Here is a 25348-nt window from a genome sequence, read left to right on the forward strand (position 1 = left end):
AGCAGGTATGGAGCAAGCCCAGTCCCTCCACCGCTGCGTGAACGTCGGCTGCGGACGCGCCTTTCCGCGCCGGGTCGCATTCTGTCCCTGGTGCGGCACGGCGCAGCAGGCGGCCGCGGCGCCGATCGCGCCGCCGGCGCCCAGCCTGGCGAAACGGCCGGAGCCGGCCGCCGTTCCCCCGCCAGCCCCGGTTGCGGCGGCTCCGCGACCAGCGCCGCCAGCACCGCCAGCACCGCCAGCACCGCCAGCACCGCCAGTGCCGCCGGCACCGCCCAGATCGCCCCCACCACCGGCAGCGCCGCCCATCCGCCCGAGTGCGGCGCCCCGTCCGGCCGCTCCGGCGCGCAAGCCGATCCGCCTGCGCTGGTGGCTGATCGCGCTCGGCCTGCTATGGCTGGCCTGGATGCTGACCAAGCCGACGGCGGCGCGCATCGAGCGCCGCATGACATCGGCGGTCGCATTGGCGAAGGAATGCAAGCCGAAGGAGGCGCAGGACGAATTGATCGCGCTGCGCAAGACGCGCGCCAGCGAAGCGCAGCTGCGCAAGGTGCAGGATGCGCTCAATGCCGCAGCCGCCGCCTGCACGCGCGAGGAGCGGCGCCGGCGCAGCCATCCGCTGGCCGATCCGAAGCGCGGTGGATGAAGCTGTAAGCACATCCACGCCGGATGGCCCGGTGTATCATGCAAGGCGTCGAGAAAACCGCAAGGAGCAGGGAATGAAGGCAAGCATGACGAGGGCGCTGCTGGTGCCGGTGATGCTCATGGCGCTGGCCGGCTGCAGCCGCGACGAGGACGGCGCCGGGCCGGCGGAACGCATCGGCAAGGCGCTGGACGATGCCAGCGCCAAGGTCACCGATTCGGTGCAGGACGAATTGGCCAGGGTCGACGACGCGGTCGACGAGGCGCGCGACAAGGTCAGGGACGCGACCGAGGAAGCCAGCCGCGGCCTGGACCGCGCGACCGAGGAAGTCGGCAAGTCGGTGGAACGCGCCGGCGAGAAGATCCAGGAACAGGCGGACGAGATCAGGGAAGACGATTAAACAAACGTCATCTCCGCCAGCGTGCCGTGCGCGGGGTCGGACGAGATCGCCAAGGTCCAGCCGAAGCGCTCGCACACCCGGCGCGTCAGGAACAGCCCCAGGCCCTGGCCGCCACCCTGCTTGGCCGAGGTGCGCAGCGCCTGCGTGTAGCGGCGCGCGGCGGCCACCGTGTCGAAACCTGCGCCGCTGTCCTGGATGGAGAGGCGCCCCTGCGCCAGGCTGACGCGGATGGCGCCCTGGTAGCTGTTCTCGGCCGCGTTGCGCAGCAGGTTGCCCACCACGATGCGCGCGATCGCTTCCGGGCTGTTCACCGTCAGGGGTTCCAGGGCTTCGACGACGAAGTGCGCGTCCTTGCCGTCCAGCAGATGCCGGTGGTCGTCGATCAGCGCCAGCAGCAGCGCATCGAGCCGGGTGGTCTCCAGCGGCGCCTTGCCGTCCTCGCGCGACAGGAACAGCAGCGCCGCCATGATCTCGGTGAGGTTCTCGGCGGTCGATTCGATGCGCGCCAGCGGGGCGCCGGCGGCCGGCGGCAGGTCATGCAGCTTGAGCACGTCCACGGCGCCGGCGATGACGGCGATCGGCGTGCGGAATTCGTGGCTCGCCTGGTCGAGCAGGCTGCGTTCGCGCTCGATGAAGCGCTCGACCCGTTCCAGGTGGCCGTTCACGATGACGGCGATGTCGTGCAGTTCGCTCAGGGCGAAGTCGGTCGCCAGGCGCTGCGACGGCTGCTCGGGATCGAGTTCTTCCATCCGCTGCGCCAGCACGCCGATCGGCCGCCGCAGGCTGCGGTAGACCCAGGCGATCGAACCGGCGATCATCGCGGCGCTCAGCACCGCAATCAGCACGCTGACCAGGGCCATATTGTTCTGGTAGTTTTCCAGGTCGGTGATGTCGACCGCCATCACGATGCGTTCGCCGTCGCCGACCGGCGTCACCAGCACCGCATGGCTGAGATCCGACTCGTAGCTGTCCATCCGCTCTTCGTCGTAGTAGCCGGGCCGCAGCGCGGCGAAATAGGGCGGCATGTCGGCCGGAATCGGCCCGGCGCCCAGGCGCCAGCCGCGGACCAGGCCCGTCGGCGGCTGTTCCTCGCCGGGCGCCGGCTTGCCGCCCGCGAGCATCCGGGCGGTGCTCGATTCCAGCAGTTCCTCCCACAAGGGATGCACGATCAGGTGCTGGCTCAGGTTGCCCTGGACGGTCAGGCCCAGGGCCATGGTCAGGAAGAACAGGACGAAGATGGCGCTGATCTTGCGCTGCAGGCTCGACATGCCGCGGATGCGCCTATTCATCCGATAGCCCCAGCCGGTAGCCGCTGCCCGCGATCGTCTTGAGCAGCTTGCGCGGAGATTCGCCGTCGACCGCCTTGCGCAGCATGTGCATGTGCGAGCGCAGGACGTCGGTGTCGGGCACGTCGTCCTTCCAGATCAGGGTTTCGAGTTCCTCGCGCCGCACCAGCGCGGGCGAGCGGCGCATCAGCAGTTCGAGCAGCTGGCGCCGCACCGGCGTCATCGCCAGCACCTTGCCGGCGCGGCTCACCTCGAGCGTGCCGAGGTCGAAGCGCAGGTCGGCCACTTCGAGCACCTGCGATTCGGCCACGGCGCCGCGCGTGCGCTGCACCAGCACGCGCAGGCGCATTTCCAGCTCGGCCAGCGCCACCGGCTTGACCACGTAGTCGTCGGCCCCGGTCAGGAAGCCGTGCAGCTTGTGCTCGAGCTGGTCCTTCGCGGTGAGGACGATCACCGGTATCCGCGACTTCATCTCCTGGCGCAGCCGCGCCAGCATCGTCATGCCGTCCATGCGCGGCATCATCCAGTCGAGGACGATGGCGTCGTAGCGGTTGATGGCCAGCAGCCCCAGGCCCGATTCGCCATCCGGCGCGGCGTCGGGATGGTGCCCGCAGGCTTCCAGGTAGTCGTAGATGTTCGCGGCCAGGCCGGCGTTGTCTTCGATGATGAGTATGCTCAGGGGCTGCTTGATCATGGGGCGCAACGAGGTCGGTTGAAATGGCCGGAGCAGTATCGCACCAAACCTTAGAAGCCGCGGCTGAAGCCGATGAAGGCCGACACCGAGCCGTCCTTGTCCTTCTCCACCAGCGGGCTGTCCGACAGCTTCGTCGGCAGCTTGCGGTAACCGACGTTGCCGATGAAGACCCAGTTGCCGGCGAAGGGGCGCACCGCGTCGATGCCGATGCGGGCCACCGCCGCGCTGCCTGGCTGGTAGCTGGCCACGCCGCGCGCGACTTCCCCGGGCAGCGTGCCGTAGTAGTAATTGGCCAGCTTCTTCGACAGGTGCGACACGCCGACGTTCGGCGTGATCCGCATGGCGCCCCACTGGAACGGATAGCCATAGCTCAGGTTGACTTCAATCCCCTTGCTGGCGCTGGTGACATCGCCCTTGACGCCCAGCTCGAGCTGGCCCATGGCGCCGCGCCAACTGGCGGCCAGACCCAGGTCGAAGGCGTCGTCGCGGTCTACCAGCAGCTTGCGGTCGATGCCGCGCTCGGCCAGCTCGGCCACGCCGAAATCGTCCCGGTCGATGCCGTCGAAGCGGGCCGACAGGGTCGCGTCGAGCGCGAAACCGCCGCGCTTGACGAGGTGGACGCCGCCCATGACGCCGCGCCAGTAGAAGCGCTCGCCCTGGTAGGTCACGAGCGGGAAGGGGGTGACGCGCGTGCCCTCGCCGGCGTACACCGAGTCCGAGACGGCGGCGCCGACGCCCAGGCCCCAGCGTGACGGTTGCTGCGCGCTGGCGAGGCTGGAGACGGCAAGAAGGGTGGCGAAGAGGAAAAGAGGCTTCATGGATAGTCCTGTCGATGGTCGTGAATGCGTGCCTGCACTATGCGGCAGGCGTGTCGATGAAATGTCGTTGGCGCGGCGGCTTACCTTGAAGGCGCGCCGGCCGCGACGACGGTGGCGTCGATCCAGCCGAGGTAGTTGCTCGAATGGCGCACCCGGTTGCCGGGTTGCAGATAGATGCGCCTGGCGGCCTCGCCGGCCAGGTAGCGCTCGATCTGCGCCAGTTGCGCTGCGCGGTCCTTCGCACCCATCACCGCCTCGATCACGTCCGGCGCGGGCTCCTGGAACACCACGCCGTCGCCGGTGCCGGTCAGCACCGCGCTCTCGGTGCCGATCGCCTTTCGTGCGACCATCGGGATGCGCCCGCCCGCATACGACCAGGTGCGGCTTGTCGCCTCGCCTAGCGTCTCGGTCACGATCGCGCGCAGGTCCTTGATCATGTCGCCGGCCCGGGCGTGCTGGCGCTGGCGGCCGTCGACGTGGGTCGCGATGGTGACGCCCCGCAGGAAGGCCTTCCAGTCGCGCGGCACCACCAGCAGGGCGCCGGCCGGGAAGCGGTCAGGCCCGCTCTTGGCGTCGGCGAAGCCGTCGCCGGAGGCGGGATTGGCCAGGTTGATGTTGCGCACCAGCGTGGCGCGGTCCGAGAAGTCGCCGCACAGGAAGAAGCCCTTGCGGGCGGCGTCGAAATCGGCGCCCGAGCGCAGTTCGCGGTCGAAGCGCGCGCACACTTCCACCTCGTAGTCCAGCAGGGCGCCGGGGGCGGCGGCGACGCGCGCGCGGGGAGCGCCGGCCGCGGACAGCTTGGGGAACAGGAAGGCCTCGTGCATGCCGACCTCTTTGCCGTGCGCCGGGTAGTTGGTGCCCGCGGCGATGTGGGCCAGGCCGCGCGGCCCCACGCCGAGCAGGTGTTCGAGCGGATGGCTGACGGCGCCCTGCGCCTGCCGCGCCAGGCGGTCGAGGGCGGCGGCATCGAAGCGGTTGATGACGTCGAAGGCGTCGGGGCTGTACGAGCCGCTGGCCGCGCTCAGGTCGATGGCGGTGAGCTTGCCGGCGCCCATCTGCAATGCCAGCAGGGTGTGGACCCGGCCCCCCTGGCGCACCTGGGCGAAGGTATGGGCCTGCGCGAGGGGCGCCAGCGTCGGGGCGGCGGCCGGCGGCGCCGCCGGCGCGGTGGCAGCGGCGAGCGCCAGGCTGGCGCTGGAGAGAACGGTACGAAGGCGGAACATGATGGACTCCAGGTGATGAACGAGCCGGCATCGTAGCGAGGCGATGTCGCGACGTTGTCGTGCATATCCGATCCTTGCCAGGCGCACTGTAGCCGCTCAGGCAAGGGATCATCGCCAAGTTGTATCCAGAGGTAACGCAATGCATATGCCCGATCGGCACGGAACGTGCGGCGAACGGCGCGCAATGTTGCGACAAGTCGCGGTACCTGTCCGTTCGACGAATGTCCGAGCCGATATTCGTTACAACCGCTTACGCATCAACGGTTCAACTCGGCTTGTCATTGGTGCTACCTTTCTAATACGCAATTCAATGAGGAATTGCGAACCAGACCAGACAGAGGACATCATGAAAAAAATCCTGATCACGCTCGCAGCCACCTTCGCTGCCATCGGTTCCGCACAAGCCCAGACCGTCGTCGCCGATGGCGGCGCATCGCGCCCTTATATCGGCGCCGCCGTATCCGGCGCCAAGAACCAGACCACGGATGACTGGCAGGCCGGCGGCAAGATCTTCGGCGGCTATAACATCGACCAGAACTGGGCGGTGGAAGTCGGCCACGCGCGCTTCGGCAACGAGGACTTCAGCGTCACGTCGGCGCCGGGATTTCCGGACGCCCGGGTGAAGAGTTCGCGCACCTATGCGGCGGCAAAATACACGATGCCGGTGAACGCCGAACTCTCGGCCTACGGCAAGCTGGGCGCGTCGTATAACGAGACCAAGACCTCGTTCATGGGTGACAGCTATACCGATCGCGACACCGGCGCCTATGCCGCGCTGGGCGTGCAGTATGCGCTGGCCCCGAACGTGTCGCTGTTCGGCGAATACGAACGCTACGGCAAGAAGAAGGAAGTGGGCGCCAAGGCCGACGTCGTGTCGGTGGGCCTGCAGTACGGCTTCTGATGCATGAGATCTGCGCCGCGGACGCTCAGCCGTTCGCGGCGCGCGGCAGGTCGCGCTCTCCCATCACGACCGACAGGTCGACCTGGCCGGCGCGCCAGGCATGCTCCAGGTTCTGCTCGATCGCATCGATGCTGGCCAGCCTGTCGTCGGCGAAGCCGCGCACGCCATAGGCCCGGTTGCGCCCGTGCGACTTGGCCAGGTACAGCGCCATGTCCACCAGGTTCACCACCCGTTCCCACGCCAGGCTCTGCTTGCCCACCGACAGCGGGAAGGGCGCATAGCCGATCGAGACGTTCACGCTCAGGGCCATGCCGCCATGGTCGACGACGGTCGCGCCGATGCCGGCCAGGATGCGCTCGGCCACCTCGTCCAGCCCTGACTTGCCGGCCGGCGCGGTCGGCAGGTAGGCCAGGAATTCCTCGCCGCCCCAGCGCACGATCATGTCGGTCTCGCGCAGGATCTCGCACAGGCGCGCCGCGATCGTGGTCAGCACCGCGTCGCCGGCCGCGTGGCCATAGGTGTCGTTGATGTTCTTGAAGTGGTCGACGTCGAGCAGGAACAACGCTCCAGCCGGGGCGCCACCCGGTGCCTGCGCTTCCGGCGGCGTGCGCATGTACTCCAGGAAGTGACGGCGGTTGTACAGCCCGGTCAGCGGATCGCGCACGCTCTGCTGCTTGAGTTCGCGGTTCTTTTCGTGCAGCTGGGCGTTGGCGTGGCGCACCTTGCGGTACAGCAGGCCCACCACGGTCGCCGCCAGCGCGAACACCGCCACCAGCAGCCACCACACGCGCTGTTGCAGGCGGCGGTTGTCGATCTCGGTCGACTTGATCAGGTTCTCGCTGCGCAGCAGCTCGATCTGGCGCTGCTTCTTGTCGCCCTCGTACTTTTCCTGCAGGTCGAGCATGGCCTGCTGGCGGCGTCGTTCGAACAGCTCATTGGAGATCTTGCGTTCGCGGTGGTAGGCCTGCAGCGCGCCGGCCAGGTCGCCGGCGCGTTCCAGCGCGAGGCCGTATTCGACCAGCGCGGTCTGCAGTTCCGGCTTGTCGCCGATTTCCTCGTAGCCGGCCATGCCCATCTCGATCTGGCGCTTGCCTTCGGCCAGGCGGCCGGTGCCGAGATAGGCCTGGCCCAGGTTCAGGTGTGCGGTGGCGTCCAGCGCGCGGTCGTTCAGCGGACCCACCGCCGCCAACGCCTGTTCGGCGTAGCTTGCCGCGTGCTTGAAGTCCCCGGTCTTGAGATAGAAATCCGACAGGTTGATCAGCGACACCACGACCCGCTTGTTGGCGCCGATCGAGCGTTCCAGCGCCAGTCCTTCCTGCAGCGCGCGCAGCGCGCGTTCGCGCTGGCCGGTGTCGATCGCCAGCCCGTACTCGGCGTTCCGGATGGTGGCCATGCGGCCGGGCGACCGGGCTTTTTCGGCGGCGGCAAGCGCCTCGTCGAGCAGGACGAAGCCTTTCTCGGGTTCGCGCATCTGGGCATACAGGCGCACCAGCGAGTTGAGCGCCATGACCACGTGCACCGGCTCGCCCTGCGCGCGCGCCAGCGCGGCCGCGCCCTGCAGCCGTTCGAGGGCGCGCGGCAGATTGCCTTCCTCGGCATGCGATTCGCCCGACGAGATGGCCGCGCGCACGCGCAGGTCGATGTCGTCGGTGGTGTTGGCCAGCTTTTCCGCTTCCCAGACCAGGCGGTGCGCCTCGCCCGGGCGATGCTGGGCGAAGGCGGAATACCCTTGCATCAGGAGGCCCTTGGCCAGCGCGCCGGCATGATCGTATTCACGGCCCAGCGCAATCAGCTCGTTGGCCAGCGCGAAGGACTGCCCATGGTGGCCGAGGCCGTGGCGCGCCATGGCGAGCTGGTTCAGGAACTCGATGCGCTGCGTCAGCGGCGCCTTGCGCGCTTGGGCCTCGAGCGCTTCCAGCTTCGGCAGGGCGCGCTCGGGCACGAAGCGGTTGAGTTCGCGGATCTCGGCAATGCGCTGGTCCAGCGACAGGGCGTCATCGGCGAACGCCAACGCCGATGCCGCGCACAAGGCCAGCGCCAGTGCGTGGGAGCGGGAGCGCGCGAATGCGCGGTGCAGGACAGCCAACATGCCGGTTCTCGTCGGGCCGGTCGTTCCGGCGGAAATTGTTTGGTCCATTATATGGCTGTTGCAAAGTAGAAATTTCACTTTCTCTTTAAATGTCACAAAAATGACACAGGCTCGCGCAGCAATGGCCGAGCCCCTGCGAGTTGTCCAGAAAGCCCGCCAATCCAGGCCAAACCGGCCGCCGCCCGCGCTTGCGGCATGGAACGAAGTGTTGTATTTCGACATATACCGTCGATCAGCAAATCACACATTATTTGTTGAGGGAATGGTGCGATGCCGTTCCGCTTCACCTCCTATACTGGCTGCGGGACAGCGTTGAGGAGATGGATATGTTGAGATCGCCATGGGCCAGGTGGGGCGCGACGCTGGGCTTTGCGCTCGGCGGCTTTTTCGACGGCATCCTGCTGCACCAGATCCTGCAGTGGCACCATCTGCTCAGCCTGGTTCCCGGCATCGACGACCTGCGCCTGCAGGTGTTGTGGGACGGCTACTTCCACCTGCTGATGTACGTCGTCGCGCTGGCCGGCCTGGTCGGTCTGTGGCGCGCGCAGCGGCGTGGTGGCGTGGACTGGGGCCGGCCGCTGGCGGGTGCGCTGCTGGTGGGCTTCGGTGTCTGGCACACGGTCGACGCGCTGCTGTCGCACTGGCTGCTCGGTATCCACCGCATCCGCATCGACAGCCCGAATCCGCTGTTGTGGGATCTGCTCTGGCTGGCCGTGTTCGGCATCGTGCCCTTGGTGCTGGGCTGGCGCTGGCTGCGCCGCCAGGGAGGGGGCGGTAGCGGCAAAGGGATGCGCAACGCCACCGCGGCGATGGCCCTGCTGGCCGCCGGCACGGTCGGCGCCGGCGCCTGGGCGCTGATGCCGCCGCCGGGGCAAGACCTGACCACCGTCGTGTTCCACCCCGGCGCCGGCCCGCGCGGGGTGTTCGCGGCGCTCGACGCGGTCGACGGCCGGCTGGTGTGGAGCGACCGCGCCATGGGCGTGGTGGTGGTGGCGGTGCCGCAAGCGCGCCGCTGGGATCTGTACCGGCACGGCGCGCTGCTGGTGAGCGGCAGCGGCGCGCCGGCCGGTTGTTTCAACTGGAGTCGAATCTAGACGGCGATCTGCTGCAACAAATACAGCCGCTGATACAAGCCGCCCTCGATCCGCATCAGTTCCTCGTGCGGTCCGGCCTCGGTAATCTTGCCGTGATTGAGCACGATGATGCGGTCGGCTTCGCGGATGGTCGACAGGCGGTGCGCGATGGCGATGATGGTCACCTTGCCGCGCAATTCTTCCAGGGCTTCCTGCACGATCTGCTCGGTGGCGCTGTCGATGCGCGAGGTCGCCTCGTCGAGCAGCAGGATGCGCGGCTCGCCCGCCAGCGCGCGCGCGATCGCGATCAGCTGCTTCTGGCCGGACGACAAACGCGAGCCACCTTCGCCCAGCTGGGTCTCGTAGCCGTCTTCCAGCGCGGCGATGAAGTCGTGGGCGTGGGCCGCGCGCGCCGCCGCCTGCAGGCGCTCGAGGGGCAGGCCGCGGCCCATGTCGATGTTCTCGCGCGCCGTGGCGGCCAGGATGAACGGGTCTTGCGGCACCAGGCCGACCTCGTTGCGGAAACGCTCGTTGCCGATGCCGGCCAGCGGCAGGCCGCCGATCTCGATGCTTCCCTTGTCGGCCACGTAGTAGCGCAGCAGCAGCGACAGCAGGGTCGACTTGCCGCTGCCGGTGTGGCCGACGATGCCGAAGAAGGCGCCCTGCGGCACGTCGAGCGACAGGTCGTGCAGCACCGGCTGGCCCGCCACGTAGGCGAATTCCACGTTGCGCACCCGCACCGCCGGCGCGCCGGCGACGAACGCCGCCTCGTCCTGCGCGCGCGCCGGATCGTGTTCCGGCGCGCCCGCTTCATCGAGCAGCGTGTTCACGCGCGCCGCCGCCACCACCGCCTGTTGCAGGCCGCTGAACTGCATCGTGATCTGGATGAGGGGCTCCACCACGCGCGCGATATAGCTGACGAAGGCGTACAGCACGCCCACCTCGACCGCGCCGATCTCGCGCTGGCCGAAGGCGAAGATCACCAGCGCCAGCAGGGCGACGTTGAGCAGGTCGAGCGCGGGCCGCAGCAGGAAGGCGTTGGCGCGCAGCTCGGCCACGCGCGCCGTGTAGTGGCTGCGGTTGGTGCCCAGGAAGCGCTCGCCGAAACGCACTTCGGCATTGCTGGCCTGTAGCACGCTCATGCCGCCGATCGACTCGGCCATCTGGGCATTGATGTCGCTGCGCAGGGCGCGCGCGCGGGTGACCGCCGGCGCCGACAGGCGCTGGTAGAGCCAGACGATGCCCACCACCGCCGGCACCAGGGTCAGCACGATCAGCATCAGGCGCCAGTCGAGCCAGGCCATCGCGATCATGGTGCCGACCAGGACGATCGAGTTGTCGAGCATGACGTACAGGACCTGGATGTACAGGGTCTTGACCGCCTCGGTGTCGTTGGTCACGCGGCTGACCAGCTGGCCGGTGATGGCGCGATCGAAGAAGGCCATCGGCAGGCGCAGCACGTGGCCATAGACCCATTCGCGCAGGCGCTGCACCGAGCGCATCGCCAGGCCCGACAGGCGGATCAGCTGCAGGTAGCGCACCCAGCTCGAGATCCAGCCGGTGACCACCAGGCCGCCCAGCAGCAGGGTCATCTGCGTCCAGTCGAGGTGGCGCGGCAGCAGGTGGTCGTCGATCAGGGCCTTGCCCAGCAGTGGTCCCAGGACTTCGAAGGCCGCGGCCAGGATCAGCCACAGCGTGGCGACGACCAGGTGGCGTTTTTCGGGGGCGGCGGCGCGGCGCAGCAGGCGCGTGGCCAGCTTCGCCTGGTTGCGCAATTCGCCGCGCTCCACGGACGTTGCGTCAGATTGCATCGAGGCTGGCCTCCAGTTGTTGGTAGCGCCACTGGCTGGCGTACCAGCCATCCAGCGCGAGCAGTTGATCGTGGGTGCCGGCTTCGACCACGCGGCCGGCCTTGAGCACGACGATGTGGTCGGCCGCCACCACCGCCGACAGACGGTGGCTGGCGATGATGGCGGCGCGTCCCGGCTGCGCCTGGCGCAGCTCGGCCAGGTGCTCGAGGATGCGGGTCTCGGTGCCGGTGTCGACCGCCGACAGGGCGTCGTCCAGCAGCAGCAGGGAACTGGCGGCCAGCAGCGAGCGCGCGATCGCGACCCGCTGGCGCTGGCCGCCCGACAGGGTGATGCCTTTTTCGCCGACCGGGGTGTCGTAGCCGTGCGGGAAGCGCAGGATGTCGTCGTGGATGTCGGCCATCTGCGCCGCCGCGATCACCTCGGCGCGCGAGGCGCCGGGACGGGCCAGCGCGATGTTCTCGGCGATCGAGGCCGAGAACAAAAAGGACTCTTGCGGCACCCAGCTGGTCGCGCTGCGCAAGGCCGACAGGCGATAGGCCTCGAGCGGCTGGCCGGCCCATTCGGCGCGGCCGGCCTGCGGCGTGGCCTGGCGCAGCAGCACCCGCAGCAGGGTCGACTTGCCGGAACCGGTCGGGCCGACCAGGCCCAGGGTCTGGCCCGGTTCGAGGCGCAGCGACACCGCGTCGAGCGCCGGCTGGCGCAGATCCGCTTGCGCGCCGCCATAGGCGAAGGTGACCTTGTCCAGCACCAGCGCGCCCTGGCCGACCTGCTCGACCGTGCCGGTGTCTTCGACCGAGAGCGGGGCGTCGAGCAGCGGTTGCAGGCGCGCCAGGCCGGCGCGGCCGCGTTCGATCAGGGTCAGCACCCAGCCGGCCGCGAACATCGGCCAGATCAGCTGGCCCAGGTACATCGTGAAGCTGGTCAGGGCGCCCACCGTGAGTTCGTTCTGCCACACCAGGTAGCCGCCCAGGCCGAGCGTGAGGCCGGTGGCGGCGGTGAGCGTGAGGCCGACCGCCGGCTCGTAGGCGGCTTCCCATTTCTGCGCCGTCAGGCTGGCTTGCGCGGCGTTGCCGGCAAGTTCGCCGAACTGGCTGGCGCTGCGCCCTTCGAGGCCCAGGGCGCGCAGGGTGCGCACGCCGGACAGCGATTCCTGGACGTGATCGTTGAGGGCCGAGAAGCGCTTGAGCGCATCGCCTTCGGCCGTGTGGATATGGGTCGAGATATACCAGAACGCGAGGCCCATCAGCGGGAACGGCAGCAGCGCGACCAGGGCCAGGCGCCAGTCGACGCCCAGCATCATGATCCCCAGCACCATCACCAGGGTCAGCGTGCCGTCGAAGGCGGCCAGCAAGGCTTCGCCGGCCGCCATCTCGATGGCGTCGATGTCGTTGGTGGCCAGCGCCATCAGGTCGCCGGTGCGCTGGCGCTGGTAGAAGGCCGGGCCCTGCGCCGCCAGGCGCGCGTACAGGCGGGTGCGCAGCTCGACGCCCAGGTTGTAGGCGGCCGAGTACAGCCGGATGCGCCAGCAGACGCGCAGCACGTAGATCGCCACGCCCAGCGCGACCAGTTCGGCGATCCCGAGCAGCAGGTCGTGCTGGCCGAGGCGGTTGGCGGCGAGGGCGTCGACCATGGCGCCGACCTTGCGCGGGATGAGGACGGTGCAGATCGCGACGCCGACCAGCATGACGGCCGACGAGGCATAGGATTGCCAATGCCGGCGTACGAAGCCGCCGATCAGCCTGGACAAACTCATTCGAAATCCTTGGAAATGCGCCCGAAAAAAAAGCGGGCCAGAGCCCGCTAGTGTAGTCGTTTTGCCTATCCGGCGCATTTCGCGACGCATTTCGCCGCCTTATTCGCGCATCCTGTCGCGCATCCTATTTGCGGCGCTTCGACGACGTGCCGATGCGGGTGACCGTGGTCGAATCCTTGTCCTCGACCGGAGCCGCGAGCGGTTGCGGCGCCGCTGCCGCCTTCGGCGCGCCCTTGCCGACGGCCTTGGCGATCGGCTTCTGTTCGGACACCGGAACGGGCTCGTCGAGGACGGTCGCCTGCACCTCTGCCGCGCTCGCGATCGGCTCGGGCTGCTCGACCACGAAGGGCTGCGGCGCGGCTGCCGCTTCGGGTAGTTGCTCGACAGCCCCCTCGATTTGCTCCGCGGCCTCCTCGGCAGCCTTGGCGGCGACGTTCGGGGCTTCCTGCACGACCTCGGCGATCGGCGCTTCGCGCACGACCGATGCGAGGACGGCCGGCGGCGCGGCTGACGACGCGGCCTCGGCCGCGATCGTGCGCAAACCGTATGGCTGGGCGTTGGCGGTGATGTTGGCCAGTTCGCGGCCATAGTTGAACAGGCTGCGCACCTGTTCCTCGGCGTGGGTGCGCAGCACCAGCAGATCGCGCGGCTGGGTCGCTTCGATCAGCTGGCGCAGGGTGTGCGAGGAGCGCTCGACCGAATCGCGCGAGGCCGACAGGTTGAGCGACATGAGGCGGCTGGCGTTGTCCAGCGCCTGTGTGGCGAAGGTATTGAAGAAGCGAAACTGCGCATCCAGCTGGGCGCTCAGTTGCCTGGTAGATGCTGCGGACAATTGCTCGGGAAGTGAAGTCATTGGATTTCCTATCGGTCAGTATGGCGCGCTGCAATATCGACCAGTGTACCCACGATTTGCTGGGGTTGCAAAGCACAAAGATGGCTTATTTACCAAGGGTAATATTGCATCGCAGCATTGTTTGATTTTTCTCAAGGACCATGTGCCCGAATTGCTACAATTTACCGATCAATAAGGGAGTTGATATGGATCTCGTGATTCGCAACGCGACCTTGCCCGACGGCCGGCAAGACATCGATATCGGCATCGCCGACGGCCGCATCGCCGTCCTCGCGCCACGCCTCGCTGCCCGGGGCGCGCGCGAAATCGATGCCGCCGGCGATCTGGTCAGTCCCCCCTTCGTTGACGCCCATTTCCATATGGATGCGGTGCTGAGCTATGGCTTGCCGCGCGTGAATCGCAGCGGCACCTTGCTCGAAGGTATCGCCCTGTGGGGCGAGCTCAAGCCGGCGCTGACCCAGGACGCCCTGGTCGAGCGCGCGCTGCGCTATTGCGACTGGGCGGTGGCGCGCGGCCTGCTGGCGATCCGCAGCCACGTCGACGTCTGCGACGACCGCTTGCTGGCGGTGGAAGCCCTGCTCGAAGTCAAGCGCCGGGTGGCGCCTTACCTCGACCTGCAGCTGGTGGCTTTTCCGCAGGATGGCCTGCTGCGCAGCCCGACCGCCTTCGACAACCTGAAGCGCGCGATCGCCATGGGCGTGGACGTGGTCGGCGGCATCCCCCATTTCGAGCGCACCATGGCGCAAGGCGCCGAATCGGTGCGCCTGCTGTGCGAGTTCGCGGCCGAGCGCGGGCTGCGCGTGGACATGCACTGCGACGAGAGCGACGATCCGCTGTCGCGCCATATCGAGACGCTGGCATACGAGACCCAGCGCCTCGGCCTGCAGGGCAGGGTGGCCGGCTCGCACCTGACCTCGATGCACTCGATGGACAATTATTACGTGAGCAAGCTGCTGCCACTGATCGCGGAAAGCGGCGTGGCGGCGATCGCGAACCCGCTGATCAACATCACGCTGCAGGGCCGCCACGACACCTATCCCAAGCGGCGCGGCATGACCCGCGTGCCCGAGCTGATGGCGGCCGGCGTCGACGTCGCCTTCGGCCACGACTGCGTGCTCGATCCCTGGTATGGCATGGGCTCGGGCGACATGCTCGAAGTGGCGCACATGGGCCTGCACGTGGCGCAGATGACGGGGCTGGAGGCGATGCAGGCCTGCTTCGGGGCGATCACCGAGACGCCGGCGCGCATCCTCGGGCTCGAAGGCTATGGCCTGGCGCCGGACTGCCATGCCGACCTGGTGATCCTGGACGCTGGTTCGCCGGTCGAGGCGATCCGCCTGCGCGCGGCGCGCCGCCTCGTGCTGCGGCGCGGCCGGGTGGTGGCCGAGGCGCCGCCAGCTGCCAGCCGCCTGTATCTCGATGGGCGGCCCGATGGCGTCGACTTTCGGCTGCCTCAAAGCAACAAGCCCGCAAACCAGGGTGCTCCGTGATTATTTGTGAGATTTCAGGCAAAATAACTGACCGCCGAGTTCTGGCATTTGCATACTGATTGTTGTGAGAGATATTGAAATCCGTCCCGCCGTGGAAGCCGACTTCGAGGCGATCTGGACCATTTTTTGCGCCCACCTGATGGCCGGTGAAAGCTATGTCTTCACCACCGCGACCTCGCGCGAGGCCGGCCATCACTACTGGCTGGGCCAGGGCGTGCACAGCTTCGTCGCCGTGAGCGCGGCGGGGCGCGTGCTGGGCATGTACCGGCTGGTGCCGAACCAGGTCGGGCGCGGCCACCACGTGGCCAACGCCTCCTACATGGTCAGCCCGTCGGCGCAGGGCGCGGGCATCGGCCGCCTGATGGGCGAACACAGCCTGATTGAAGCGCGCAGCCAGGGCTTCCTGGCGATGCAGTTCAACCATGTGGTCAGCACCAATGCCGCCGCCATCGGGCTGTGGAAGAAACTGGGCTTTTCCATCGTGGGCACGCTGCCCAAGGCCTTCCGCCACAAGCGCCTGGGCTATGTCGACGCCTACGTGATGTACCAGCTGCTGCAAGACCCCGACCACTGGCCGACCGCGGACGAGTAGCAAAAAGTCAATCACCAGGCGTATGATCTCGGCCATGACCGAGATTCTCACCACCGACCGCCTGCGCCTGCGCCTCGTCACCCATGACGACGCCCCGTTCTACCTGGCGCTGGCGAACGACCCCGCCTTCATCGAGCATATCGGCGACCGCAAGCTGCGCACCGTCGACGCCGCGCGCCGCGGCCTGGACGAAGGACCGATCGCGATGCAGGCGAAATACGGCCATTCGCTGTACCTGGTCGAGCGGCTGGCGGACGGCGCGCCGCTCGGCCTGTGCGGCCTGGTCAAGCGCGACACCCTGGAACACGTCGACATCGGCTATGCCTTCCTGCCGGAGCACCGTGGATGCGGCTACGCCTTCGAGGCGGGACAGGCGGTGGTGGGCCTGGCAGCGCGGCTGGGCATCCGGCGTCTGGCGGCGATCGTCGCCCCCGGCAATGCCGCCTCGATCGCGCTGCTGCAGCGCCTGGGCCTGCGCCTCGATCGCCGCGCCAGCCTGGCCCCCGGCCAGCCGCAGGTGGACGTCTACCTGGCCGATCTGGATGGTTGAGTAGCGCACCTTGCGCGGATATCGACAGTGATACGATGGCGCATCCACGACGCCCACCTTAGCGAAACGACCCCGATGCCATCCACCGCGCTGCCGCCAGAGGCCCATTTCTACATCGTCCTGAATGCGGGTTCCGGGCATTCCGAGACCGAGGAGCGCATCTCGACGATCCGCGAGGTCATGGACAAGTCGGGCCGCGTCTGCCACCTGGAAGTGGTGGGCAATCCCGAACGGCTCGAAGACATCGCGCGCGAGATGGCCGGCAAGGCGCTCGCCAGCGGCGGCGTGCTGGTCGCGGCCGGCGGCGACGGCACCATCAACACGGTCGCGCACCAGGCGGTGCTGGCCGGCTGCCTGTTCGGCGTGCTGCCGCAAGGCACCTTCAATTACTTCGGCCGCACCCACGGCATCCCGGAAGACCTGGCCGAGGCGGTATACGCGATGCTGCGCGCCGAAGTAAGACCCGTGCAGATCGGCATGCTCAACAACAAGATCTTCCTGGTCAATGCCAGTGTGGGCTTGTATCCGGCGCTGCTCGAAGAGCGCGAGCACGACAAGCGCGAATATGGCCGCAGCCGCCTCGTGGCCTTCTTGTCGGCGATCAAGATGGCGCTGCGGCCGCACCGCCACTTGCGCATCACGCTCGAACTCGACGGCAAGGAAAAACGCTTGCGCACCACGACCTTGTTCGTGGGTAATAATCGACTGCAGATGGAGCAGGTCGGGATGGAAGACCTGACCGAGGCGGTGCAAGAGGGTCAATTGGTGGCGCTGGCGCCCAAACCGATGGGCAAGCTCGGGCTGCTGGGCCTCTTGATCCGCGGCGCTTTCGGCAAGCTCGGCGCGGGCGACGATGTCGTCGCCTTCGCGTTCAAGAGCATGACGGTGCGCACGCCGTCGTTCTATGGACGCAAGCGCCTGAAGGTGGCGGCCGACGGCGAGGTGAGCAAGATGGCGACGCCGTTCGAGTTCAGGGTGCTCGAAGGGCGGCTCAAGCTGCTGGTGTCTTCGAGCGGACGAGGCAAGCCGCGTCCGGTCGAGGGCACGTTCGAGACCGCGTGACGCTTATTTCACCCGCAACAATCGCACGCCGTAGATATCGAACCGGTTCGACGGCTCGGCGCCGCCGGCGCCGGTGAAGCTGCGGTTACTGTCGAGATAACTCATATTGTAGAAGTCCGTCATCTCCAGATGGTAGCTGCCCGCCTCGATGCGCGCCGCCAGCGGCGTCGAGTACACGCTCGGCGTGTCCTTCTGCAGCAGCGGCGCATGCGGCAGCTGGATCACGCCCTGGGCCACGACGCGGCCACTGCCATCCTTCAGCGCCAGCCATTTCACGCCGCCGCTGATGCCCAGGTTCACCTGGTTGGCGCCGTTGTGGTAACGCACCTGGAGCCGATAGTCGCCTGGCTGCTCGATGCGGATGCCGTCGACGGCGAAGCGGTCGCCCGGCTTGCCCCAGTCCTTGAGGTGCGGCTGGGTGAAGCGCGCATCGGGCGCCGTCACCTTCAGGTTCGAGGCGATGCGTGCGTCGGTCACGGGAATCTCGATGCCCGCGTCGACGCAGCGCGGCTGGCTGTGGTGGCTGACGTTGCCGCTGTCGGTGTACACGGCCTCGACCGCATAGCAGGCGGTGGCGCTGGCCTTGCCATCGGTCCAGGCCCCGGCCGGCAGCCTGTCGGCCACCAGCTTGCCATCGCGGTAGACGCGGTAGCGCACGGCGGCGGCATTGCCGTTGGCGCCGATCCGCAAGGTGACCGGACCGGAGGCCGCGCGCGCCAGGCCGTCGATGGTCGGCTCGCGCGGGCCGAAGACGGCGCTGGCTTCTTCATGGGGATTGGCGTTGACGCGGCGGATGTCCTGCTGGCCGGCCACCAGCTTGCCGAGCGTGATCTCGATGCGGTTGCTGTCGGCCAGGTCGGCCAGGCGGATGCTGCCGGCGACCTGCTTGCCGTTCAGGACGATGCGCTCGACGGCGTAATAGCCGTCTTTCTCGCTCGCGGCAGGCAGTTGCAGGCGCACGTCGATGCGCTTGCCGTGCAGGCGCAGGTCGTGCAGCGCGATCTCGTTGGTGGCGCCGAAGGTTTCGCGGCGCAGTTTCGACGTGACGAAGGGCCGCAGCGCGATGCCGTCGTCCAGCGTCTCCACGCCGAACACATTCTTGACCACCATGCCGAGATAGCCGCCGACCGACCACAGCTGGCGGCGCGAGTTGATCACCGGGCCGCTCAAGGCCGGATTGTGCTCGTCGAGCAGCAGCGGCTGGCCGGAGAGCCACTCGAGGTTTTCCATATTCGACAGATTGACCGCCGCCCCGCGCATCAGACCGGCGTAGGCCAGGTCGGCCACCGCCGTGTTCTTGCCCTGGCTCGCTGCGCGCAGGCCATAGGCGGTCACGAACGGCCAGCTCGAGCGGTTGTGGTACACCGGCGCGCCAATCTGCTGCGGCCAGATCATCGGGGCGCCCAGCGGGCCGTGCGGATAGCGCGCCAGGATCGAACGCGCCTGGCTGTCGTCGGCCACGCCGCTGACGATGGCCAGCGCCTGTCCCAGCCAGTCGAACTTGTGCAGCGGCGCGTCGTCCAGGTGGCCGGCGGTGAGGCTGCTGTACATGCCCTCGTCCTTCAGCCACAGGCGGTCGTTGATCGCGCTTTTCAGCGCTTGCGCCCAGCGCGCGTAGCGCTGCGCCTTGTCGTCATCCTGGTGCTCGCGCGCCAGCTTCGCGGCCAGGTTCAGCGCCTGGTACATCACGACGTTGGTCGACAGCGCCTTCGAACTCGCCATCGAGGCCAGGTCGCCCGGGATCCAGGCCGCATACGTCTGGTCGCGCCAGTCGAGGAAGGATTCCTCGCCCGTGTACAGGCCGGACACCGGATCGAAGGCCGCCACGCGGTCGATCTCGATCGTGTTCGACAGCGCTTTCAGGGCGCGCGCCGCGAATTGCGCACGCTCGGACGAGGGCAGGGTGCGCAGCGTTGCATCAAGCGCCAGGGCCCAGGTCAGCCGGTCGGTGCTGACCGGCCAGCTGCCGCCGCTGCCGGTGTCCTGCACGATCTGCAGGCCGTCCGGCGTGCCCGGGATCTGCGCCGCGGCGGTGATGTCCGGGCGCCAGCCCGAGAGCTTGAAATCGAGCGAATTGCGCACCCGCTGCGGGTCGAGCAGGGCCAGGCCCAGGTCGGCCGCATACGACAGGTCGCGGGTCCAGACGTAGGCCCATTTTTCTCCGGTGGCGAAGCAGTCGCAGTCGATCGCGTTGCCGCCGTTGTAGTTGCCGTCCTTGATCTGGCTGACCGAGTTCTGGCGCATCTCGCGGCCGGCCAGCGCGAACAGGGCGTCGAAGGCCAGGTTGCCGCTGCGTACGCGCGGCAGGCCGTCTTCTTCGGCGTATTCGACGTGCTGCGGACCGGGATCGCGCAGCAGCATGGTGCTCGACTGGACGTAGCGGCGGAGCGGCGCATCCGCATCCGGCGTCGAGTAGCGCACGGTCTCGACCTTGCCGTCCCAGGTCGGCCATTGCTGGGATGCCTGGGCCGCGTGGCCGGCATGCGGATCGGGGCCGCCGCCGCGCCGGGCGTCGGCGATGCGCGTCACCTTGAGCGCGGGCCTGGCGGGATTACGCGCATCGATCGTGAAGCGATAGGTGCCCGGCTGGCGCACGAACAGGAAGGTCTCGGGACCGGACTGCCGCGCCAGGCGGTAGTCGGTATCGGGCTTGACGCTGGTGCTTCGATCCGGATCGATCACCCATTCGGCGCTCCAGTCGCCGGTCCCCAGCTTGAAGGCGTGGTTGCCGGGCATGACCTCGACGTCGGCCTGGTAGATGCCGTCGCCCCTGGCCGCCAGCGGACTGGCCGTGCCCCAGCCGTTGAAGGCGCCGCGCACGTACAGGCCGTCGATGTTCTGGGCAAGGACGTGGGTTGGCAACATGCTGCAGGAGAGCAGGGCGGCCAGGGCGATGGCATGGCGCTTCATCGCGGCGCGTCCAGCTCGAGGACGATGGCCGCGCGCGGCGCCAGCACCAGCTTCTCGCGCAAGTCATAGGTCTTGCCGGTCAGCGCATCGGTGCCGCCGGCCACGCCGGAGAGCATTTCGCGGAAGCGGTCGACGTCCAGCGACATCTCCTTGGCATTGTTGTTGAAGGCGACCAGCACCTTCTTCTCATCGTTGTAGCGGAAGTAGACCCAGGTATTGTCCTGCGGGCCGTAATGCATCATCTTGCCGTGATGGATGACCGGCTGGCCCTTGCGCCAGTTGGCCAGCTTGCGTACGAAATCCTGTGCAGTGCGCTGCTTGGTCGTGAGGCCGACGCCCGCAAACGCATCGACCTTGTCGCCGGCCCAGCCGCCCGGGAACGGCGTGCGGTAGGTCGCGTCGTTGCGTTCGCCGACGGCGCTGGTCATGAGGATCTCGTCGCCCGTGTAGAACTGCGGGATGCGCGGCGCCGTCATCATGAAGATCATCGCCATGCGGTACTTGTCGAAGTCTTCGCCCACTTCGCTGTAGATGCGCGACATGTCGTGGTTGTCGGCGAACAGCACCAGGTTGCCCGGCTCCGGATACAGGTAGTCGAGCGACAGCGTCTCGTAGACGTCGGTGAAGACGTTGCCGCCTTTTTTGTCGGCCAGCGCCTTGCGCATCGCCTCGGCCACCGGGAAGTCCATCAGGCTTGGCGTATAGGCCTGGAAGCCGTCGAAGTTCTGCTTGCCGCGCTGCCAGTAGGCCACCACCGGCACCTTGGTCGACCATTCCTCGCCGACCAGGTTCAGGTTCGGGTATTCCGCCATCAGGCGCTTCGTGTACTCGCCCAGGAAGGCTTTGTCGGAATAGCCGAAGGTGTCGATGCGCAGGCCCGACAGGCCCGCGTACTCGATCCACCAGATATTGTTCTGGATGAGGTAGTTCGCCACCAGCGGATTCGATTGGTTCATGTCGGGCATGCTCTTGACGAACCAGCCGCGCGTGAAGTTGTCGGCGTCTTCCTTCGAGCCGTACGGGTCCTGCACCGCCGTGTGGTAATGCTGGGTCGGCACGAACTTGTCGGTGTAGTTGATCCAGTCCGGCGCCGGCAAGTCCTTCATCCACCAGTGCTGGCTGCCGATGTGCGACAGCACCACGTCCTGGATGATGCCGATGCCGTGCTTCTTCGCTTCCTGCGACAGGCGCTTGAAATCCTCGTTGCTGCCGTAGCGCGGATCGATCTTGTACAGGTCGGTCGCCGCATAGCCGTGGTAGGAGTAGCCCGGCATATTGTTTTCGACCAGCGGCGTCGGCCACAGCTGTGTGAAGCCCAGGCCGGCGACGTAGTCGAGGCGGTCGATGATGCCCTTGATGTCGCCGCCGTGGCGGCCCAGGCCGCCCTTGCGGTCGAGTCTGTCGGGCATGCCGTCGACGCTGTCGTTGGACGGGTCGCCGTTGGCGAAGCGGTCCGGCATGATCTGGTAGATCGCATCCTTGCTGGAAAAGCCCTGGCGTTCGGCGGAGCCCGCTTCGCGCTCCAGCAGGCGATAGGTGTAGCTGGCCGTGCGGCCCGCGCCCTTGAAGGCGATGTCGAAGCTGCCGGGCTTGACCTTCGGGTCGAGCGCCAGGTCGATGAACAGGTAGTTGCGGTTCGGGGTGCGGGTCACCGAGGCGATGCGCACGCCCGGATACGCCAGCGACGGGTCCAGGTCGGCGATCTTGTCGCCATACACCATCAGCTGCACCTGGGCGTGTTGCATGCCGGCCCACCAGAAGGGCGGCTCCATGCGGGCGATGTCGGGGGTCTGGGCGTGGACGGCGAGCGAAGCGCCGCCGAGCACGAGGCTGGCGAGGAGTTGTCTCATGATTATGGGGCGCTGCTATCGCTAACATCCGCTAGGTAGTAAGACTACAAACCTATGCCGGAAGAATGCGAAACGGGCGCAAAGTGTTGTTGTGTTGGCGAAAGCGTACTATAGAAATCAGCTGCCAACAATCAATACACCCGTCCTGCCTCTAGTAGAACTACGGTCGAGAACCTTTACTGAATCTTTAGATTTCCTTTAGAAACAGTGCGAATATCGCGCCGGCAAGGCGAAATGCGCGGATTTTCGTAGCTCAGTTACAACGCGCGCGACACTGTTTTTTTCGAAACCTGCGATCATGCTCAATACACACAGTTTTCCGACTGCAAGATCTAGTTTTAGTACAGCAGCGTAGTCGGGGACTGATAAAAATTGTCGGGCAATGAGCCCCGCCTTTCACCGAGGAGACACATGAAAGCTACCGCCACCAGGCGCGCCGGCAAGTCGGCGCGTACCGCATTCCCGTTGAACCCGTTCGCCGCGGGCTGCGCCGTCCTGCTGTCGGCGCTGGCTGGCCAGGCCTTCGCGCAGGCATCCGGCAGCGAAGCGCAGACCGCCGTCGCGCCGAACACCCCGACCGCCGCCGCTACCGGCGAAGTCATCGCCACCCCGGCCCCGGCCCCGAACGTGTCCACCGTCACCGTGACCGGCATCCGCCAGGGCATCGAGGCGGCGATCTCGGTCAAGCGCAATTCGAATTCCATCGTCGAAGCGATTTCGGCCGAAGACATCGGCAAGCTGCCCGATTCCTCGGTGGCCGAATCGATCGCGCGCCTGCCGGGCGTGACCGCCCAGCGCAGCCGCGGTTCGGGACGCGCGTCCGAGATCTCGGTGCGCGGCCTGTCGCCGAGCTTCAACGGCACCCTGCTCAACGGCCGCGAAATGGCCTCGACGGGCAATGCGCGCAATCCCGAATTCGACCTGTTCCCGTCCGAGCTGATGGGCGGCGTCGTGATCTACAAGACCCCGGACGCGAGCGTGATCGGCTCGGGCCTGGCCGCGACCATCGACCTCAAGACCGTGCAGCCGCTCGACTTCGGCAAGCGCGTCGTTGCCGTCAACTACAAGAAGAGCCGCCTGGGCGTGCGCACCGCCGAAGAAGGCGATGGCGACCGCTTCTCGCTGTCGTACATCGACCAGTTCGCCAACCGCACCTTCGGCATCGCGGTCGGCCTGACCTCGTACGACGAGACCGGCGGTGAACAGCGCAAGTTCGACGCCTGGGGCGGCAACACGGCCGAGCTGCCGTACAACGGCCAGAACGTGCGCGTGCCGACCGGCTTCACCGCCGACACCGAGACCGGCTACCACAACCGCGACGGCGCCTTCGCCTCGCTGCAGTGGCGCCCGAACCGCAACTTCCGCTCGACCCTGGACCTGTTCTACTCGGCCGGCGAAACCGGCTTCAAGCGCACCGGCCTGGAAGGCGCGATCGGCAACAACGAATCGGGCCGCTACGATCCGGTCGGCGTGCTGCAGGACGTCACGGTCTCGAACGGCATCGCCACCAGCGGCACCCTGACCAACTACAAGGCCGTCATCCGCAACCACATCGAAGCGGCCGAGGACGACCTCAAGACGGTCGGCTGGAAGAACGAGCTGAAGCTGGGCGACTGGAATACCAGCGCCGACCTCACCTGGTCCAAGGCGACCAAGCTGAGCTCGCGTTATGAAACCACCGCCGGCCTGCCGGGCAATGCCGCCAACCTGGACACGATTTCGTGGACCGGCTTCAATGGCCTGAACTACGCCGATGTCGCCTACCGCACCGGCCTGAACTATTCCGATCCGAACGTCGCCCAGCTGACCGACGTGAACGGCTGGTCGGGCACCGCGGCCGAGCCGCTGGCGCAGGCCGGCTACCTGGCCCAGCCGCATATCGCGGACACGCTCAAGGCGGTCCGCCTGAACGCCAAGCGCAACGTCGAGTGGGGTCCGGTCTCGGCCTTCCAGGTCGGCTACAACTTCACCGACCGCGAAAAGCGCCGCACCGGCGAAGAAGGCCGCCTGATGATCGTCGGCGGCGACCTGTACGGCGCCGTGCCGATGCCGAACAGCACCCCGAACACCGCCGGCACCACCGGCATCCCGGTCGCTTCCTGGAACCCGCTCGGTTCGCTGGGCACCGTGTACGAGCTGGCCGAGAAGGTCAATGCCGACATCTTGACCAAGCTGTGGGACGTCAAGGAAACCGTGCAGACCGCCTATGTGATGGGCGACCTGAACGGCCAGCTGTTCGGCTTCGACTACCGCGGCAACGTCGGCACCCAGTTCGTGCACACCAAGCAGACCGGCGGCGGCTACAACAGCGGCAACTGCACCGGCGAGACCGCGGCCTCGTGCCCGGTGGTGCGCGCCGAAGACACCGCCGACTACTGGAACGTGCTGCCGAGCCTGAACCTGTCGTTCGACCTGAACAACGACCAGGTGCTGCGCATGGGCGTGGCCAAGGTGCTGTCGCGTCCGAGCCTGGACGACCTGCGCGGCGGCATCGGCTTCGGCGTGAACACCAGCGTGGCCAACCCGTTCATCAGCGGCGGCGGCGGCAACCCGCTGCTCAAGCCGTTCGAAGCCAAGTCGTTCGACCTGTCGTACGAAAAATACTTCGCCAAGAAAGGGTATGTGAGCGTGGCCGGCTTCTACAAGAAGCTCGACAGCTTCATCCTGCGCACGCCGTCGGAATACGACTTCGCGCCATGGGTCACGTCGACCACCCCGTTGCCGACCTCGGGAACCTTCGAAGGCTCGACCATCGGCGTGCTGAACCGTCCTGAAAACGGCGAAGGCGGCCGCATCCGCGGCTACGAGCTGGCGGTGAACGTGCCGCTGGACATGGTGCACTCGTGGCTGGACGGCTTCGGCGTGCTGGCCAACCACTCGTACACCAGTTCCGCGATCGACATCCCGGCGCTCGGCTTCGGCAACGTGCAGACGGCGGCGCAGTCGATCCCGCTGCCCGGCCTGTCGCGCAAGGTCAGCAACCTGCGCCTGTACTACGAAAAGAACGGCTTCCAGATCGCCGCCGCGGCGCGCAAGCGTTCGGACTTCCTGGGCCAGTCGCCGGACTTCTCGGACACGCTGCAGTACACCTTCGTGAAAGGCGAGACCATCGTCGACTTCCAGGTGTCGTACGAGATCCAGAAGGGCTTCGCCAAGGGCCTGTCGGTGTTCGCCCAGGCGAACAACTGGAACAACGCGCCGTACCAGGAGTACACGGATAATCCGGATTCGATCACCCGCCGCGTCGTGTACGGCCGCACTTACCAGTTCGGCGCCAACTACAAGTTCTGATCGCGGCACGCACTACAATGCAACCCTCGCGGCCCCCGGCCCCGGGGGTTGTTTTTCGTTGG

The 25348-nt window shown here is 67.3% G+C and carries 19 protein-coding genes; 9 read left to right on the forward strand and 10 right to left on the reverse strand.

The annotated features are described in order from the left end of the window. Positions 1-7 precede the first annotated feature (7 nt). Both LO55_RS26315 and LO55_RS11270 read left to right on the forward strand, forming a co-directional pair. Positions 8-643 (forward strand): hypothetical protein, encoded by a 636-nt coding sequence (locus LO55_RS26315; protein WP_143054502.1) that lies wholly within the window; start codon positions 8-10, stop codon positions 641-643. A gap of 73 nt (positions 644-716) precedes the next feature. Beyond that, positions 717-1040, forward strand: coding sequence for a hypothetical protein (locus LO55_RS11270; RefSeq protein ID WP_005665604.1), 324 nt, complete (start codon positions 717-719; stop codon positions 1038-1040). Here the strand turns inward: LO55_RS11270 and LO55_RS11275 are convergent. The 4 genes from LO55_RS11275 to LO55_RS11290 form a co-directional block, all read right to left on the reverse strand. After that, a complete protein-coding gene (locus LO55_RS11275; protein ID WP_071361526.1) occupies positions 1037-2329 on the reverse strand; it encodes a sensor histidine kinase in 1293 nt (430 codons plus the stop codon). The genes LO55_RS11270 and LO55_RS11275 overlap by 4 nt on opposite strands. Next, complete coding sequence (locus tag LO55_RS11280; RefSeq protein ID WP_071361527.1) at positions 2322-3020, reverse strand: response regulator transcription factor; 699 nt, start codon at positions 3018-3020, stop codon at positions 2322-2324. Before LO55_RS11280 ends, LO55_RS11275 begins: the two co-directional genes overlap by 8 nt. Positions 3021-3070: 50 nt before the next feature. Then, the gene (locus tag LO55_RS11285) at positions 3071-3838 is read right to left on the reverse strand and encodes a MipA/OmpV family protein (RefSeq protein WP_071361528.1); all 768 of its coding nucleotides are present in this window, start codon (positions 3836-3838) and stop codon (positions 3071-3073) included. Between the two features lie 80 nt (positions 3839-3918). After that, positions 3919-5061, reverse strand: a complete 1143-nt coding sequence (locus tag LO55_RS11290) for a fumarylacetoacetate hydrolase family protein (RefSeq protein ID WP_071361529.1) — start codon at positions 5059-5061, stop codon at positions 3919-3921. Positions 5062-5407: 346 nt separating this feature from the next. Between LO55_RS11290 and LO55_RS26670 the strand changes: the two genes are divergently transcribed. Continuing rightward, positions 5408-5962, forward strand: coding sequence for a porin family protein (locus LO55_RS26670; protein WP_071361530.1), 555 nt, complete (start codon positions 5408-5410; stop codon positions 5960-5962). A 25-nt stretch (positions 5963-5987) separates the two neighbouring features. Here the strand turns inward: LO55_RS26670 and LO55_RS11300 are convergent, their stop codons facing one another. After that, entirely contained in the window at positions 5988-8051 is a 2064-nt protein-coding gene (locus LO55_RS11300; protein WP_005665610.1) for a diguanylate cyclase, read from the reverse strand. Between the two features lie 326 nt (positions 8052-8377). Between LO55_RS11300 and LO55_RS11305 the strand changes: the two genes are divergently transcribed. After that, a complete protein-coding gene (locus LO55_RS11305) occupies positions 8378-9145 on the forward strand; it encodes a DUF2243 domain-containing protein (protein ID WP_071361531.1) in 768 nt (255 codons plus the stop codon). Here LO55_RS11305 and LO55_RS11310 read toward each other — a convergent pair. The 3 genes from LO55_RS11310 to LO55_RS11320 all read right to left on the reverse strand — a co-directional run bounded on the left by LO55_RS11310 (position 9142) and on the right by LO55_RS11320 (position 13541). Further along, on the reverse strand, positions 9142-10935 hold the full coding sequence (locus LO55_RS11310; protein WP_071361532.1) for an ABC transporter ATP-binding protein: 1794 nt from the start codon (positions 10933-10935) through the stop codon (positions 9142-9144). The two genes, LO55_RS11305 and LO55_RS11310, sit on opposite strands and share 4 nt — an antisense overlap. Continuing rightward, entirely contained in the window at positions 10925-12688 is a 1764-nt protein-coding gene (locus LO55_RS11315) for an ABC transporter ATP-binding protein (RefSeq protein ID WP_005665617.1), read from the reverse strand. Before LO55_RS11315 ends, LO55_RS11310 begins: the two co-directional genes overlap by 11 nt. Positions 12689-12812: 124 nt before the next feature. Next, positions 12813-13541 carry a phasin family protein gene (locus LO55_RS11320; RefSeq protein ID WP_083415300.1) on the reverse strand — a complete coding sequence of 243 codons (729 nt, stop codon included), beginning with the start codon at positions 13539-13541 and terminating at the stop codon, positions 12813-12815. 185 nt (positions 13542-13726) lie between these two features. On the opposite strand from LO55_RS11320, the gene LO55_RS11325 reads away from it, so the two are divergent. The 4 genes from LO55_RS11325 (at position 13727) to LO55_RS11340 (ending at position 17235) form a co-directional block, all read left to right on the forward strand. Then, positions 13727-15031, forward strand: coding sequence for an amidohydrolase family protein (locus LO55_RS11325; RefSeq protein ID WP_071361534.1), 1305 nt, complete (start codon positions 13727-13729; stop codon positions 15029-15031). Between the two features lie 64 nt (positions 15032-15095). Continuing rightward, positions 15096-15623 carry a GNAT family N-acetyltransferase gene (locus LO55_RS11330; RefSeq protein WP_040775250.1) on the forward strand — a complete coding sequence of 176 codons (528 nt, stop codon included), beginning with the start codon at positions 15096-15098 and terminating at the stop codon, positions 15621-15623. A gap of 34 nt (positions 15624-15657) precedes the next feature. Further along, a complete protein-coding gene (locus tag LO55_RS11335; protein WP_040775904.1) occupies positions 15658-16173 on the forward strand; it encodes a GNAT family N-acetyltransferase in 516 nt (171 codons plus the stop codon). 75 nt (positions 16174-16248) lie between these two features. Continuing rightward, on the forward strand, positions 16249-17235 hold the full coding sequence (locus tag LO55_RS11340) for a diacylglycerol/lipid kinase family protein (protein ID WP_005665625.1): 987 nt from the start codon (positions 16249-16251) through the stop codon (positions 17233-17235). A 3-nt stretch (positions 17236-17238) separates the two neighbouring features. On the opposite strand, the gene LO55_RS11345 is transcribed toward LO55_RS11340, so the two are convergent. Together LO55_RS11345 and LO55_RS11350 are read right to left on the reverse strand one after the other, a co-directional pair. Continuing rightward, on the reverse strand, positions 17239-20145 hold the full coding sequence (locus tag LO55_RS11345) for an MGH1-like glycoside hydrolase domain-containing protein (protein ID WP_071361535.1): 2907 nt from the start codon (positions 20143-20145) through the stop codon (positions 17239-17241). Continuing rightward, positions 20142-21995: a glycoside hydrolase family 13 protein gene (locus LO55_RS11350; RefSeq protein ID WP_071361536.1), complete on the reverse strand. Its 1854-nt coding sequence runs from the start codon at positions 21993-21995 to the stop codon at positions 20142-20144. The genes LO55_RS11345 and LO55_RS11350 overlap by 4 nt, the downstream gene beginning before the upstream one ends. A gap of 411 nt (positions 21996-22406) precedes the next feature. Here LO55_RS11350 and LO55_RS11355 point away from each other — a divergent pair, with 411 nt between their 5' ends. Then, positions 22407-25286, forward strand: coding sequence for a TonB-dependent receptor (locus tag LO55_RS11355; RefSeq protein WP_071361537.1), 2880 nt, complete (start codon positions 22407-22409; stop codon positions 25284-25286). Positions 25287-25348: the final 62 nt, after the last annotated feature.

This window comes from Massilia timonae (assembly GCF_001866515.1).
GTDB classification, from domain to species: domain Bacteria; phylum Pseudomonadota; class Gammaproteobacteria; order Burkholderiales; family Burkholderiaceae_D; genus Telluria; species Telluria timonae.

Excerpts from the sequence above, each read along its gene's own strand:
- LO55_RS26315 (WP_143054502.1), top strand. The coding sequence starts at position 8 with ATGGAGCAAGCCCAGTCCCTCCACCGCTGCGTGAACGTCGGCTGCGGA.
- LO55_RS11270 (WP_005665604.1), top strand. The coding sequence starts at position 717 with ATGAAGGCAAGCATGACGAGGGCGCTGCTGGTGCCGGTGATGCTCATG.
- LO55_RS11275 (WP_071361526.1), bottom strand. The coding sequence starts at position 2,329 with ATGAATAGGCGCATCCGCGGCATGTCGAGCCTGCAGCGCAAGATCAGC.
- LO55_RS11280 (WP_071361527.1), bottom strand. The coding sequence starts at position 3,020 with ATGATCAAGCAGCCCCTGAGCATACTCATCATCGAAGACAACGCCGGC.
- LO55_RS11285 (WP_071361528.1), bottom strand. The coding sequence starts at position 3,838 with ATGAAGCCTCTTTTCCTCTTCGCCACCCTTCTTGCCGTCTCCAGCCTC.
- LO55_RS11290 (WP_071361529.1), bottom strand. The coding sequence starts at position 5,061 with ATGTTCCGCCTTCGTACCGTTCTCTCCAGCGCCAGCCTGGCGCTCGCC.
- LO55_RS26670 (WP_071361530.1), top strand. The coding sequence starts at position 5,408 with ATGAAAAAAATCCTGATCACGCTCGCAGCCACCTTCGCTGCCATCGGT.
- LO55_RS11300 (WP_005665610.1), bottom strand. The coding sequence starts at position 8,051 with ATGTTGGCTGTCCTGCACCGCGCATTCGCGCGCTCCCGCTCCCACGCA.
- LO55_RS11305 (WP_071361531.1), top strand. The coding sequence starts at position 8,378 with ATGTTGAGATCGCCATGGGCCAGGTGGGGCGCGACGCTGGGCTTTGCG.
- LO55_RS11310 (WP_071361532.1), bottom strand. The coding sequence starts at position 10,935 with ATGCAATCTGACGCAACGTCCGTGGAGCGCGGCGAATTGCGCAACCAG.
- LO55_RS11315 (WP_005665617.1), bottom strand. The coding sequence starts at position 12,688 with ATGAGTTTGTCCAGGCTGATCGGCGGCTTCGTACGCCGGCATTGGCAA.
- LO55_RS11320 (WP_083415300.1), bottom strand. The coding sequence starts at position 13,541 with ATGACTTCACTTCCCGAGCAATTGTCCGCAGCATCTACCAGGCAACTG.
- LO55_RS11325 (WP_071361534.1), top strand. The coding sequence starts at position 13,727 with ATGGATCTCGTGATTCGCAACGCGACCTTGCCCGACGGCCGGCAAGAC.
- LO55_RS11335 (WP_040775904.1), top strand. The coding sequence starts at position 15,658 with ATGACCGAGATTCTCACCACCGACCGCCTGCGCCTGCGCCTCGTCACC.
- LO55_RS11340 (WP_005665625.1), top strand. The coding sequence starts at position 16,249 with ATGCCATCCACCGCGCTGCCGCCAGAGGCCCATTTCTACATCGTCCTG.
- LO55_RS11345 (WP_071361535.1), bottom strand. The coding sequence starts at position 20,145 with ATGAAGCGCCATGCCATCGCCCTGGCCGCCCTGCTCTCCTGCAGCATG.
- LO55_RS11350 (WP_071361536.1), bottom strand. The coding sequence starts at position 21,995 with ATGAGACAACTCCTCGCCAGCCTCGTGCTCGGCGGCGCTTCGCTCGCC.
- LO55_RS11355 (WP_071361537.1), top strand. The coding sequence starts at position 22,407 with ATGAAAGCTACCGCCACCAGGCGCGCCGGCAAGTCGGCGCGTACCGCA.